Annotated in this window: 12 protein-coding genes; 8 read left to right on the top strand and 4 right to left on the bottom strand. The window is 38.9% G+C overall.

Annotation, left to right across the window (positions count from 1 at the left end):
• The first annotated feature begins 6 nt into the window (after positions 1-6).
• The 5 genes from MKY45_RS15930 (at position 7) to MKY45_RS15910 (ending at position 6,335) form a co-directional block, all read left to right on the top strand.
• Positions 7-1,125: an N-acetyldiaminopimelate deacetylase gene (locus MKY45_RS15930; RefSeq protein WP_341173103.1), complete on the top strand. Its 1,119-nt coding sequence runs from the start codon at positions 7-9 to the stop codon at positions 1,123-1,125.
• Positions 1,126-1,278: 153 nt separating this feature from the next.
• Complete coding sequence (locus MKY45_RS15925) at positions 1,279-1,719, top strand: TlpA family protein disulfide reductase (protein ID WP_341173102.1); 441 nt, start codon at positions 1,279-1,281, stop codon at positions 1,717-1,719.
• Between the two features lie 221 nt (positions 1,720-1,940).
• Entirely contained in the window at positions 1,941-3,689 is a 1,749-nt protein-coding gene (locus tag MKY45_RS15920; RefSeq protein WP_193063272.1) for an ABC transporter ATP-binding protein, read from the top strand.
• A 114-nt stretch (positions 3,690-3,803) separates the two neighbouring features.
• On the top strand, positions 3,804-5,534 hold the full coding sequence (locus tag MKY45_RS15915; protein ID WP_445667642.1) for an ABC transporter ATP-binding protein: 1,731 nt from the start codon (positions 3,804-3,806) through the stop codon (positions 5,532-5,534).
• Between the two features lie 138 nt (positions 5,535-5,672).
• The gene (locus tag MKY45_RS15910; RefSeq protein ID WP_042535283.1) at positions 5,673-6,335 is read left to right on the top strand and encodes a potassium channel family protein; all 663 of its coding nucleotides are present in this window, start codon (positions 5,673-5,675) and stop codon (positions 6,333-6,335) included.
• A 73-nt stretch (positions 6,336-6,408) separates the two neighbouring features.
• Here the strand turns inward: MKY45_RS15910 and MKY45_RS15905 are convergent, their stop codons facing one another.
• From MKY45_RS15905 to def, 4 genes are all read right to left on the bottom strand, one after another.
• On the bottom strand, positions 6,409-7,032 hold the full coding sequence (locus MKY45_RS15905; RefSeq protein WP_042535281.1) for a class I SAM-dependent methyltransferase: 624 nt from the start codon (positions 7,030-7,032) through the stop codon (positions 6,409-6,411).
• A gap of 96 nt (positions 7,033-7,128) precedes the next feature.
• Entirely contained in the window at positions 7,129-8,796 is a 1,668-nt protein-coding gene (rnjA, locus tag MKY45_RS15900; protein WP_042535279.1) for a ribonuclease J1, read from the bottom strand.
• 2 nt (positions 8,797-8,798) lie between these two features.
• Positions 8,799-9,008, bottom strand: a complete 210-nt coding sequence (locus tag MKY45_RS15895) for a DNA-dependent RNA polymerase subunit epsilon (RefSeq protein ID WP_042535278.1) — start codon at positions 9,006-9,008, stop codon at positions 8,799-8,801.
• A gap of 451 nt (positions 9,009-9,459) precedes the next feature.
• Entirely contained in the window at positions 9,460-10,011 is a 552-nt protein-coding gene (gene def / locus MKY45_RS15890) for a peptide deformylase (protein ID WP_042535276.1), read from the bottom strand.
• A gap of 379 nt (positions 10,012-10,390) precedes the next feature.
• Here def and MKY45_RS15885 point away from each other — a divergent pair, with 379 nt between their 5' ends.
• From MKY45_RS15885 to MKY45_RS15875, 3 genes are all read left to right on the top strand, one after another.
• Positions 10,391-11,074 (top strand): YkyA family protein, encoded by a 684-nt coding sequence (locus MKY45_RS15885; protein WP_042535274.1) that lies wholly within the window; start codon positions 10,391-10,393, stop codon positions 11,072-11,074.
• Between the two features lie 862 nt (positions 11,075-11,936).
• Complete coding sequence (gene pdhA, locus MKY45_RS15880; protein ID WP_042535273.1) at positions 11,937-13,019, top strand: pyruvate dehydrogenase (acetyl-transferring) E1 component subunit alpha; 1,083 nt, start codon at positions 11,937-11,939, stop codon at positions 13,017-13,019.
• A gap of 3 nt (positions 13,020-13,022) precedes the next feature.
• Positions 13,023-14,000, top strand: a complete 978-nt coding sequence (locus MKY45_RS15875) for an alpha-ketoacid dehydrogenase subunit beta (protein WP_042535270.1) — start codon at positions 13,023-13,025, stop codon at positions 13,998-14,000.
• Positions 14,001-14,006: the final 6 nt, after the last annotated feature.

The following is a 14,006-nucleotide window of genomic DNA, read 5'->3' as shown; positions in this document are numbered from 1 at the left end:
AACTTTATGACAGCAATTGATTTGCAAACGATCCGCAGGGAACTGCATCAGATTCCTGAATTAGGTTTCAGGGAGGAAAAGACGCAAAAGTACCTGCTCGCAAAAATTCAAGAAATGGCGACAGATCGTGTTGAAGTGAGAACATGGCGGACCGGTATTTTAGTACATGTATCTGGAACCAATCCAACAAAGCGGATTGGTTTTCGGTCTGATATCGACGGACTCCCCATTTTGGAAGACACAGGCTTCGACTTTGCTTCAACGCATAGGGGACAAATGCATGCGTGCGGACACGATTTCCATATGACCATTGCTTTGGCAGCACTCAACAGGCTGATTGAACAGCCTGTAAAGGATGATGTGCTATTTATTTTTCAGCCAGCTGAAGAAGGCCCGGGCGGCGCAAAGCCGATGATTGCGTCAGAAGAATTTCTTGCATGGAAACCAGATACGATTTTTGCACTGCATATTGCTCCAGAGCTGCCAGTTGGTCAGGTATCCTCTAAACCTGGACTTTTATTTGCTAATACGAGTGAGCTGTTCCTGGATTTTAAAGGACTTGGCGGCCATGCTGCCTATCCGCATTTAGCGAAGGACATGACCGTAGCAGCGAGTAATTTTGTTGTGCAGGCTCAGCAAATTGTCTCCAGAAGGTTAAATCCGTTAGACGGTTCCGTCGTTACGATTGGAAAAATGGAGAGCGGATTTGTTCAGAATGCCATAGCGGAGACAGCTCGTTTGGAAGGAACGATTCGAACGACAGAAGCTTCCTCCATCATATTGGTGAAGGAAGAGCTGGAGAAGCTGATCAAAGGATTTGAAATAGCCTATGATTGCCAGATAAATGTCGATTATGGAGCGAATTATTACCAAGTAGTAAATGAAGAAAAATATGTGGAGCTCTTTAAAACGTCTCTGGAAAACACGGACATTACTTATGTCCAGGCTTCTGCAGCAATGACTGGAGAGGATTTTGGAGATATGCTAAAAGAGATTCCAGGATTTATGTTCTGGCTTGGGGTAAATTCTCCATATGGACTGCATCATGCGAAGCTAACCCCGGATGAAGCTGCGCTTTCTGTAGGCGCAGAAGCTGTAGAAACCTATATCCGCTCCATTGGTTAGTGTTTGACAGGTATATTATGGTTTAATAAAAAAGATTTTCTCTTGTGATGGGAGAAAATCTTTTTTATATGCTCTATTCTTCTAAAATCAAATGTATACATCTTCCTTCTTCATCATATATCAGTTAAAGAGAAAATAGGAAGGAGTGACCTCATGCAGATTTATGATGCCCTCCCTGATTTATCTAAATTCAAACCATTGCCCGGAAGTAATCAATCCCTGTTATTTTCTAGCGGAAAGCCGATTCTTGTTATCTTTTGGTCTGTTAGCTGTTCATCCTGTGGTTATTTCTTGCAAAAGCTGGCTGCTATTCCTCCAATCAAATCCCAAAAAGTGATTACCATATTGATTCACACATATTTAGATGGTGAACAAATCAGCCTGCCTGAAATAAAAAATAAACTAAATCAGCTGCATGTTGATGCTGTATATTTAGATGATGTAAATGGACAATTGGATGATATATTTCAGTTCCGTTATGTACCTGCGTTATACTTATTTGATAAACAGGAAAAGCTGCGGTTCAAACAAATTGGAAAACCTTCTACAAGTTTGGTAGAACAGCGTTTGAGACGATTAATCAATACAAAATAAATAAAATATATAGACTCTATTCTTTCCGGGATGGAGTTTTTTTGTGCAAAAGGAGCAGATTATGGATGGTTTCAAAATATTTCATGGATAGAAATCACGCAACAAAAGCTGTCTTAAAAAATTTATCAAAAATTTTCAAAAAAATTTCACAAAACAGTAGAAATTTATTTCGGAAACCGTTATATTAGTTATTACGGATTAATGGAAAGGGGGAATTAATTTTGAATACCTTTAAAAAACTGAAGCATTTCTATTGGCCTTATAAAAAGTATTTTATTTGGTCGATTATCTGTATGCTTATCGTTACCAGCATTACGGTTGTTTATCCGATTATCCTGCAAATTACAATCGATGAAGTAGTTGCTGAACAGAGATATGGACTGATTCCTTATATTTGTGGTGTATTCTTAGGGTTAATGATGATAAAGGGTGTATCTACTTTTTTCTTTCAGTACCTGGGTGATTTATTTGGAATGACCTCTGTATATAAGCTGCGTGAATCATTATACGATAAGCTGCAAGCGCTGGCATTTAAATATTATGATAATGCCAAAACAGGGGATATTATGTCCCGGCTGACTGCAGATGTCGAAGGATTTCGTTTCTTTCTTTCGGTAGGTTTTGCAGAATTGATTCGCGTTGTGTCGTTGATGCTGATAAGTATTTCGGTTATGTTTTATTATTCTATTCCTCTAGCACTTATAACAATGGCGGCGATGCCGTTTCTGGCATTTGTTGTTTATAAATTTGATAAGCAGGTTCATCCGGCCTTTCGAAATATCAGACGCTCCTTTGGAAAGTTAAATACAAGAGTACAGGAAAATATAAGCGGGATGAATACGGTTAAATCATTATCAAGAGAAGACTTTGAGATTGGCAGGTTTTCTGAAAGTAATGATAATTACCGCCAAAAATATTTGTTTACATCAGGTTTGTGGGCAAAGTATTTTCCAGTGATGGAATTTATCGGAAATGTCAGCGCCGTTGTTTTATTAGCGTTTGGCGGTTTTTTTGTCATAAATGGATCCATGACGACCGGACAATTAATGGCCTTTTTCAGTTTAGTCTGGTTTATCATGGGACCGCTTATGAACTTAGGATTTATCATTAATCAATTTTCACAGGCAAAAGCATCTGGAGAGCGGCTGCTGGAGATCCTCGAAGCGCCTGAAGATATCGAAGAAAAGACTGGTGCGATGGATGCTGATATTCAAGGCCATGTCACCTTTAAGGATGTCACATTAACATATATCGAAGAAGATGATGAAGCATTAAAACATGTCAGCTTCGATGCTCCGCCGGGCAAAACAATCGGGTTAATCGGCGCAACGGGCGCAGGAAAAACAAGTATTACCCAGCTGCTTACACGGTTTTATGAACCGGAAGAGGGGGAAGTTTTAATCGATGGACGCCCTGTTTCGGACTATAAGCTGAAAAGTCTCCGCAGCCAAATTGGTTTTGTTCTGCAGGAGCCGTTCCTGTTTTCCACAACCATTAAAGAAAATATTTCTTATGGTACACCAGGAATTCAGGAAGAAGAAATTGTTGCAGCGGCAAAAATGGCGCAAGCGCATGATTTTATCATGGAGCTTCCAAAAGGATATGATACGCTTCTAGGAGAAAGAGGAATGGGGCTGTCCGGGGGACAGAAACAGCGGATAGCTATAGCCAGAGCCATTTGTATCGATCCGAGTATTCTTGTATTAGATGATGCAACGTCTGCTGTTGATATGCAGACGGAGCATAAGATTCAAAAGGCATTGCGTGAAGTGATGAAGAACAGAACATCCTTTATTATTGCGCACCGTATTTCCTCTTTAAAGCATGCGGATGAAATTTTAGTGCTGGAAGACGGGGAAATCGTTGAACGGGGCACCCATGACTTCTTGTTGAAAAATAAAGGTCCTTATGAACGTATTTATAATATCCAATATCAAGACCGCGAAGAGATTATGAGTGTGGTCAATTAAGGGAGGCGGCGTATATTGGCAAAAGCAAAAGAAGCTAAAAAGCAAAGTAATCATCTGGAGCGATTTCACTATACAATAGACCAGACAATTGAAAAGCCGTTTAACTGGGAACAGATGTGGAGATTGCTTCAGTTCTTAAAGCCTTATTCCAAAACATACTTGCCCGGTGCGATTATTGCAATGATGATTGCTACAGCTGTCCGATTATCTATACCGATTCTGATCGGAAAGGTAGCTGTGGATATTGCGATTGCCCAGAATGATGGAAATCTGTTAGTTTATCTTGTTGCAGGGATTGCTATTCTTTATATTATCAGTTTTATTGCCAATCGATTCCGAATCAAATGGGTAAATATTTTGGGGCAGAATGTAATCTATGATTTAAGGCAAAAGCTTTTTTCCCATGTACAGAGGCTGTCACATCGGTTTTTCGATAACCGCTCGGCAGGATCTATCCTAGTCCGGATTTTAAATGATATTAATTCCTTGCAGGAACTATTTACCAACGGAATTATTAATCTGTTGATGGATATTTTAATGTTGAGCGGCATTATTATTATCCTGTTTATAATGAGCCCGCCTCTGGCGTTGGCGGTGGTAATCGTCATTCCGCTGATGTTTATTATATCAACTGCGTTAAGAAGAAAAATTAGAAGAGCATGGCAGCTGGTCCGCCTGCAGCAATCGAGAATGAATTCACATTTAAATGAAGGACTGCAGGGAATGCGTATTACCCAATCCTTCTCTCAAGAAAAAGAGAATGCGGAATTCTTTGATGGTGTAAATTCAGGCTTCTTTAACAGCTCCCGTGATGCAGCGAAGAAAAGTGCTTTTTTCCGTCCGCTTGTAGATATCTGTGACGCAGCCGGGACCATTATATTAATCGCTTTTGGCTCTTACTTAATTTTGAACGGAACGATTGAATTAGGGACGTTTATTTCCTTTGCATTCTTCTTAGGGATGTTTTGGGAGCCGATTTCCAGGCTGGGTCAGATGTATAATCAGCTGCTGATGGCAATGGCCTCCTCCGAGCGTATTTTTGAATTTTTGGATGAACAGCCTAATGTGGAAGAAAAAGAAGGCGCATATCAATTTGAAAAGATGGATGGCCAGATTGAATTTGATGAAGTCGAATTCGCTTATAATGCAGATCGGATGGCATTAAAAAAGATTTCCTTGAAGATGGAGGCAGGCCAGACAATAGCCTTGGTTGGTCATACGGGAAGCGGAAAGTCTACCATTGCCAACCTGATCAGCCGTTTCTATGATCCTACATCTGGAGCAGTAAAAGTGGACGGACATGATCTGCGGGACGTGACGTTAGACAGTCTAAGACAGCGGATTAGTGTTGTTCTTCAAGATACGTTTATCTTTTCTGGAACAATTATGGAAAATATCCGCTTCGGCAGACCGGACGCGAAGGATGAAGAAGTAAAGGAAGCGGCAAAGGTTGTTGGAGCAGACAGTTTTATCAGCCGGTTAGCCAATGGTTACGAGACAGAAGTGGAAGAGCGGGGGAATATTCTATCTGCCGGTGAAAGACAATTATTGTCCTTCGCAAGGGCGCTTTTGGCAAATCCGAGCATCATTATATTGGATGAAGCTACAGCAAGTATTGATACCGAATCGGAAGTGAAGATTCAAAAAGCATTGAAACGTTTATTAAAAGGAAGAACGTCGATTATAATTGCCCATCGTCTGTCTACGATTCGAGAAGCGGACTGCATCTATGTTCTGGAGCAGGGAGAGGTTTTAGAATATGGAAATCATCAGGAATTAATGCAGCAGCACGGAAAATATTATGAACTTGTTAAATCACAATTCACGATGCTGGATGCTATATAAATAAAAGGAAGGGAGCAGCTGCAATTGTGGCTGTTCTTTTCTTCTTTTATCGCAATGCAAGATAAAGTAAAATTCCCCGCTGAATAATGTTTTACATTATGTTAATATATAGAAATGAAAGACTGGAGGTTGCTTGTCATGAAAAAAGATTTTGCAGTAATTGGTCTCGGCAGATTTGGCGGAAGCATTTGTAAAGAACTAAGCGATAAAGGAATGCACGTTCTCGCCATTGATTCAGATGAGACGAAGGTCAATGAATATAAAAATATTGCATATCATGCTGTCGGACTTGATGCGACAGATGAAGATGCCTTGAAAGAAATAGGGATTACCAATTTTGATCATGTTATTGTAGCTATCGGAGAAAACATCCAGGCAAGTATTCTGGCCGCGGTTATCTTGACGGATTTAGAAATAAGAAGGATCACGGTGAAGGCCCAGAATGATTATCATGAAAAAATTCTGAATCGGATTGGCGTTCATCATGTCGTCCATCCCGAAAGAGATATGGGCAAGCGGCTGGCACATAGCTTCATATCCAATAATATTTTAGAGTATCTGGAGCTATCCAATGAGCACAGCATCGTAGAGGTTATCGCAGGCAAGAAAATGATTGGTAAAAATTTAATTACACTGGATGTCCGGGCAAAGTTTGGGTGTAATATTGTTGCGATAAAAAGAGGATCAGAAATTGATGTATCCCCTGAAGCAGATGAGCCTCTCCATGAAGGAGATATACTTATTGTAATTGGGGCAGATCAGGATATTAATCGGTTTGAAAAAGCATTTATTTTTGATTAACTATAAGTTCGTCCTCTTTAAAAGACCCTTTCACATTGAATATCTTTGTAAAAGGGTCTTTTCTAATTATCAGCTAAAGCTGCTCATTGTCAAAGCGGTAGATAAGAAGGCGCTCGTCTGGATTCAGCCAGTATGCTTTTAGTTTTATTTCCTGCAATAATTCAAAAGGGCTATCATATTCAAGGAATTGAATATATGTATCATGAGGGTAATATAGAATAATATCTACCACCCTCGGGGCCTCTTCAACTGATTTTAAAATATTAGAGGTAATGCGCTTAAAAATTTGTACAGAAAAAGGATTGAAAAAATAAAAATGATTATCCTTTGCACGAATTTTATATTCCTCTGCCAAGCAGCAAATAAATTGAATATCGGTCTGCTTATCCTCAGCGTTTATTGAGTGTGTATATGTTTGTAAATTATGCTGGGCATCGTTAAAAAAATGCGTGTTCATTTCTATGCCAGTCACCGATATCTGCTGAAAAAAATCAAGATAAAAGGCTAAACGTCCTTTTCCACATCCAAAATCGATGACAGTGCCTTGTTTATCAAGCGTATAATTTTTCGTTAATTTTTCCAAAGCGCTGTATGGAGTCGGCTCATAAGGATTGTAATGATGTGATTCAGGATAGATTGTTTTCTTATCCTCGATGGTATGAATTTGCAACAGCTTATCATAATATTTATCCTTCATAAACAAGTACCTCTTTCTGGATAGCAGTGCCGCCCATTTTAAAGAAAAGCTCCATTCTCCAAAAATAATTTTTCAGGAGAATGGAGCTTCTGTTCTTTATATTTCCATAATGATTGGTAAGACCATTGGACGACGTTTCGTTTTTTCATATAAGAATGGAGCAATCGTATCTGTAATTTCATTTTTAATTTCAGACCATTGTGTTGTACGGCGTTCCATTACTTTTTCTAAATGCTTAGCGACAAGTTTTTGCGCATCGTTGATAAGGTCTTCTGATTCACGCATATAGACAAAACCGCGAGAAATAATATCTGGACCTGATTCAATTTTAAATTCTTTCATGTTGATACTTACAACAACAATTACTAAGCCTTCTTCAGACAGAATTCTGCGGTCTCTAAGAACAATATTCCCGATATCGCCAATTCCGCTTCCATCAACATAGATAGAGCCGGATGGGATTTTACCTGCAATCGCAGCTTGGTCTTTTCCAAGGGCCAGTACATCTCCATTGTCCATAATAAAGGAATGATTTTCTTTGACCCCGCATGATTCAGCTAATTTCATATGCTCGATTAACATACGATACTCCCCATGAATCGGCATGAAGAATTTCGGTTTGATTAAACGAAGCATCAGTTTTTGCTCTTCTTGACTTCCATGACCAGAAGTATGAATATTATTCAGTTTTCCGTGAATAACATCCGCTCCTGCACGGTATAATTTATTGATAGTTCTGCTTACGCTGACAGTGTTCCCCGGGATTGGCGAGGATGAAAATACAACGGTATCTCCAGGAATAAGTTGAATTTGCCGATGTGTTCCATTAGCAATTCGAGAGAGTGCTGCCATCGTCTCGCCTTGTGAACCAGTACAGAGGATCGTCACTTCATTTGCCGGAAGACGATTAATTTGGTTTCCGTCAATAAACGTATCTTTAGGTGCCTGGATGTAACCCAGCTCCTGGCCGATGTTTATCGCGGATTCCATACTTCTTCCGAAGACAGCAACTTTACGGTTATGCTTCACGGACGCTTCAACTACTTGCTGGAGGCGATAAATATTAGACGCAAACGTAGCAAAAATCAGTCTGCCGTCAACACGGCTGAATATATCCTGAATGCTTTCACCAACGACGCTTTCTGACATTGTAAATCCAGGTACTTCACTATTCGTACTATCGGATAGGAGGCATAATACTCCTTCTTCGCCAATTTGAGCCATTTTAGCAAGGTTTGCTGGTTCACCGACTGGTGTGAAATCAAATTTGAAATCGCCGGTATGAACGACATTTCCAGGCGGTGTTTTTACAACAATACCAAATGAATCTGGAATACTGTGTGTAACACGGAAAAAGCTAACGGAAGTTTTACGGAATTTTATCACATCGTCTTCTTGAATGGAAATTAGCTTGGTACTGCGTAATAAACCGTGTTCTTCTAATTTATTACGAATTAAACCGAGAGCTAATTTTCCGGCATAAATTGGCACATTAATTTGTTTTAATAAGAATGGGATTCCACCAATATGATCTTCGTGACCATGTGTAACAAAAAGACCCTTGATTTTATCTTGATTTTGCACAAGATAGGTGTAATCCGGGATTACATAATCAATACCAAGAAGGTCATCCTCAGGGAATTTGATTCCTGAATCAATAAGGATAATCTCATCCTGGAATTGAACTGCATACGTATTTTTGCCGATTTCCCCAAGTCCGCCCAGGGCAAATACAGCCGTCTGATCATTTTTTACAAACTTCATTACTATACGTTCTCCACTTCAAAATTGCCGGTACTTTTTTCGTATTCGAGATGTGCCTCATCTAATACTTGAATGTACTCAATGTTAATATCGCGGTCACTAATTTTTGATCTTGCTTCTCTGACGGATTCAGCTTCTACATAGAGGCTCTCCGTACGTTCTCTTACAGGCACTTCTTTACGTGATGCCTGATATAATACTTTAAAAATCATTTCATCTCTCCTTTAAAATTTAAAAACTTTATTTAGTCAGGGTTATTCATACGATGTGTTGTATTCCGTTATAAAAGGCAAGTTTCCGTCAGCTCACCTGAAAAATGGCTTTTCTAATTAAGAATGATATTCTTATTTGGCTGTTCATTATTTATTAGTAGTTGGTACGCGTCCCTCTTTGCCTAGTAAATCCTTCAAACGTTTTTTTAGTTTCTCTTTAAGACGTTTCAGCATAAGGACTCACTTCTCCTTCCGATAATATAGAAAAGCAAATTTAACCCTCTACCGTCCAATCCTCTTATCTATAGTATAGTACGAAATTGGAAAGAATTAAATAAAAAACGATAAATAATAAAAAATATTCCTTTGTTCGTGTTTGCTAAACTATTTCTATCATCGTCTAAATCAGCAATTTTATACAGTTTGAAAAGAATTTTCCGGGAGCGCTAAATTAATTGATTTCAATGGAATTATCCGGAATGGCAAAAGGATTCTCCTCGTTGATCCGGTCAAAAAACATAATACCGTTTGTATGATCGATTTCATGTTGAAAAACAATAGCCGGATAATCTTTTAAACGCAATTTAACTGGATTATCATTTATATCTGTTGCAGTTATAGTAATACGAGCGTGTCTTGGGACATATCCTTCTATAACACGGTCAACAGATAAGCAGCCCTCTCCATTTTGCAAGTATGCCTGCTCTACAGAGTGACTGATGATTTTAGGGTTGGCCAGTCCCATACTGTATTTTTTTCCTTTGCTGTCTTCAAAATGCAGTGCAATCAATTGTTTTTCAATGCCAAGCTGAGGGGCAGCCAGACCTACTCCGGCTCTTAAATTATATTTTTCAGCTATTTCATCATCTTGACTGTTTTTTAAGAATTGAAGCATATCTTCTAATAATTGTTTGTTTTCCGCAGACAGCGGCACATCTACCTTAGCGGCTTTTTTTGTTAAAGAAGGATGTCCTTCTCTGACAATATCTTTCATTGTTATCATGTTTACGACTCCTTTATATCTGTTTATTTACGTTATAGAGGATGTTCAAAAGGTTCCTGAATAATAAGCGGCAAACTCTTTTATTGACTTGGCTTTTCCTGGGCGCAGCGATTACTAGCTACATTGAAAATCATTCGTTCCTTTTGAACACGTTAGCTTAAATTATAAAATAATGCGAGACAAGTCTGTTGCTTATCATAACACATAAATTTAAACATGGATGATATTTCATATTATAAAATAGGAGGGGAGGATGTAAAAGGTTTTGCTCTAGTCTTTCCTGAACTTCGCATCATATGTTACAATTTTAGTCGTATATAGTTTAAAAAACGGATACATAGGAAAAACAAAAAGAAACGTACATATTGGAGGTTTTTTTGTGTCAAAAAAAGGTTATTTATACGCAATTATTATTTCTTCTTTATTATTCATTGCTGCATGCAGCAGTAAATCTGCTGAAGAACAAATACATGATCATCTTGAAGAAGCAATTCAAATAGAAGAAGGATATGAAACACAGCAGCAGGAAATTGAAGAACTGGAGCAGCAGGAACAGGAAATATTCAGTCAGATTGTGGAGCTGGATATGGAGCAATTTGATCAGATTCAAGAATTATCACAGGAAGCCATTTCTATCGTTGAACAAAAGCAGGAAAAGCTTGGTGAAGAAAGAGAAAGCATTGAAGCTTCTCAAGAAGAATTTGAACAAGTGGAGTCCCTTATCTCTGATTTAGAGGATGAAAATGTTCAGCAGGAAGCAGAAAGCATGTATGACATCATGATAGAGCGATATACAACATACTATGATTTAAATGATACGTACCAAACCTCCGTCGACCAGGAAAAAGAGTTATATGAAATGCTGCAGCAGGAAGAGCTTGAACAGGATGAAGTAACCAGTCATTTAGAAGCTTTAAATGAAAATTATGAAGGAATTATTGCATTGAATGAAGAATTTAATCAATTGACAGCTGACTATAATGAAGCAAAACGTACATTTTATGAAGTATCGGATTTAAATGTAAGTTATGAAGACGAATCAGATGCCGATACAGAAGAATAATTACCGTTAAGCACCTCCTGCTCAGGAAAAACCTGCGCAGGAGGTTTTTTGAAGAATAGGAAAGTATATAAAAAAATGCTGAATATAGCCGCTCCAACAGGTTTCATGGGCTGAGTAATCTTAGGCCCCAGAAATACACTACGCTTTCCGTGAGCACCGAGCTCAGTCTCTTTTAAAGAAGACTTGCTGATGGGCAGCCAATAGGTGTAGACAGAGCTAAAGTTGGGACTTCGATTACTAAAACCACTGCGCATTCCCACAGGAGTCTCTGTGTATTTCTTCTGGGACTGGGACTGCGATTACTCGTCCCATCAAAAAGCGTCGCTAGAATTAGCGTTATTTCCTTGTGAAAAAGCAAATAAAACATAATTCTTCTTAGATGGGAGCGACTTCCCGCAGCGGACATCTGCTCGGAAAGAATACCAGTATTTTAAAGACAAAGCGGTATTCTTGGTTTTTCTTAGCGGGTAGGATCGGATGTTCTTATAGAGCGCATGTATGCTGCAAAGAAAAAATTACAGCACAATGTTTTATGCAGGGAATGATACAAAATTGATACAGTTTTTTTACATAGTAATACAGTTTTTACTTGATGGAACAGGGAGCAGCAAACCCTTGAATCATATATCAATGTACAAGAAACAAACTGATTGACCATCCATAAAAAATGAGCTAAGATAATAGGAGATAAAAATTGTATTACTTTCTATTGCTCGTCCTTTTAGAACAGTAGTGATAAAATAATACAGATTAAAAATTTCTGCATTAGGGTAAAGGTATTAGTATGTAATTTTTATTGTTTAAGGGTAGAATAGTAAAAGGATACTTAATTTTGATATAAGAAAGGAAGAGGTGAATCATTTTGAAACAGGTACTTGAAAATATTGAAAACCAATTCGAAATGTTCCAAGTTCTAGATGAAAATGGAAAAGTTGTAAACAAAGATGATCTCCCTGATTTATCAGATGATGAATTGAAGGAGTTAATGAGACGCATGGTATATACACGTATACTTGATCAGCGTTCCATTGCACTTAACCGCCAAGGACGCTTAGGTTTCTATGCGCCGACTGCCGGTCAGGAGGCTTCTCAGTTAGGAAGTCAATTTGCATTAGAGCAAGATGATTTTATTTTACCGGGATATCGTGATGTTCCACAGTTGATTTGGCAGGGACTTCCATTATACCAAGCTTTCTTATTCTCTAAAGGACATTTTCATGGAAACCAATATCCAGATGAAGTAAGAGCGCTAAGCCCGCAAATCATAATCGGTGCACAGTATGTTCAAACAGCTGGCGTAGCACTTGGTTTGAAAAAACGAGGCAAGAAGAATGTAGCAATCACTTATACAGGTGACGGCGGTACTTCTCAAGGTGATTTCTACGAAGGAATAAACAATGCTGGCGCATTTAAAGCTCCTGCTATTTTTGTTGTGCAAAATAACCGTTTTGCTATTTCTGTTCCTGTAGAAAAACAAACCAATGCAAAAACATTAGCTCAAAAAGCTGTTGCTGCCGGAATTGAAGGAATTCAAGTAGACGGCATGGACGTTTTAGCAGTTTATGCAGCAACTAAAATGGCTCGTGACCGTGCAGTAGCAGGTGAAGGTCCTACCTTAATCGAAACATTAACTTACCGTTTTGGACCGCATACCATGTCTGGTGATGATCCAACTCGCTACCGTACAGAAGATATGGACAAAGAGTGGGAGCAAAAAGATCCGCTTGTTCGTTTCCGTAAATACCTCGAAGGTAAAAAGCTTTGGACAGAAGAAGATGAGAACAAAGTAATTGACGAAGCGAAAGAAGATATTAAAAAAGCAATTAAACAAGCTGAACAACAGCCTAAACAAAAAGTTACTGATTTAATTGATAATATGTATGAAGAGCTTCCAACTCATTTACAGGAGCAAAAAGAAATCTATCAAGCAAAGGAGTCGAAATAAATCATGGCACAAATGACAATGATTCAAGCAATCACTGATGCAATGCGCGTTGAGCTGAAAAATGACGAAAACGTGCTTGTATTTGGTGAAGATGTTGGACAAAATGGCGGAGTTTTCCGTGCTACGGAAGGTCTTCAAGATGAATTCGGCGAAGACCGTGTATTTGATACGCCGCTTGCTGAATCAGGAATTGGCGGCTTAGCCATTGGTTTAGCAATGGAAGGGTTCCGTCCGGTTCCAGAAATCCAGTTTTTCGGCTTCGTTTATGAAGTAATGGATTCGATTAACGGCCAAATGGCTCGTTTGCGTTATCGCTCCGGCGGCCATTACAATGCGCCAATTACTGTTCGTGCACCATTTGGCGGCGGGGTTCACACGCCTGAACTGCATGCGGACTCTTTAGAAGGTCTTATTGCACAACAGCCGGGTATGAAAGTAGTTATTCCTTCTACACCATATGAAGCAAAAGGACTGCTTATTTCTGCAATTCGCGATAATGATCCGGTTGTATTTTTAGAGCATATGAAGTTATACCGTTCTTTCCGCGGGGAAGTTCCGGAAGAAGATTATACCGTAGAGCTTGGAAAAGCTGACGTAAAACGCGAAGGTACTGACGTTACGTTACTTGCTTATGGCGCAATGGTGCATTCTTCATTAAAAGCAGCTGAAGAATTAGAGAAAGATGGTATTTCAGCAGAAGTAATCGACTTGCGTACGGTTTCTCCAGTAGATTATGACACCATTTTAGAGTCTGTTAAGAAAACAAATCGTGTCGTATTTGTCCAAGAAGCACAGCGTCAAGCTGGTATCGCTGGACAAGTTATTTCTGAAGTGCAAGAGAGAGCAATTTTACATTTAGAAGCTCCTATTCTTCGTGTTACTGCACCGGACACAGTTTATGCATTCTCTGATGCAGAGGAAGTATGGCTGCCAGACCATAAAGACATTGTTGAAAGAGTAAACGAAGTAATCAATTTCTAAATTATT

This window comes from Oceanobacillus sp. FSL K6-0251 (genome assembly GCF_038004725.1).
Classification (GTDB): domain Bacteria; phylum Bacillota; class Bacilli; order Bacillales; family Amphibacillaceae; genus Oceanobacillus; species Oceanobacillus oncorhynchi.
The sequence above is the reverse complement of the archived record's forward strand: the minus strand, read 5'-3'. Positions and strand labels throughout refer to the sequence as shown.

Excerpts from the sequence above, each read along its gene's own strand:
- def (WP_042535276.1), bottom strand. The coding sequence starts at position 10,011 with ATGATAACAATGAAAGATATTGTCAGAGAAGGACATCCTTCTTTAACA.
- MKY45_RS15875 (WP_042535270.1), top strand. The coding sequence starts at position 13,023 with ATGGCACAAATGACAATGATTCAAGCAATCACTGATGCAATGCGCGTT.
- MKY45_RS15895 (WP_042535278.1), bottom strand. The coding sequence starts at position 9,008 with ATGATTTTTAAAGTATTATATCAGGCATCACGTAAAGAAGTGCCTGTA.
- MKY45_RS15925 (WP_341173102.1), top strand. The coding sequence starts at position 1,279 with ATGCAGATTTATGATGCCCTCCCTGATTTATCTAAATTCAAACCATTG.
- MKY45_RS15915 (WP_445667642.1), top strand. The coding sequence starts at position 3,804 with ATGTGGAGATTGCTTCAGTTCTTAAAGCCTTATTCCAAAACATACTTG.
- MKY45_RS15930 (WP_341173103.1), top strand. The coding sequence starts at position 7 with ATGACAGCAATTGATTTGCAAACGATCCGCAGGGAACTGCATCAGATT.
- MKY45_RS15910 (WP_042535283.1), top strand. The coding sequence starts at position 5,673 with ATGAAAAAAGATTTTGCAGTAATTGGTCTCGGCAGATTTGGCGGAAGC.
- rnjA (WP_042535279.1), bottom strand. The coding sequence starts at position 8,796 with ATGAAGTTTGTAAAAAATGATCAGACGGCTGTATTTGCCCTGGGCGGA.
- MKY45_RS15905 (WP_042535281.1), bottom strand. The coding sequence starts at position 7,032 with ATGAAGGATAAATATTATGATAAGCTGTTGCAAATTCATACCATCGAG.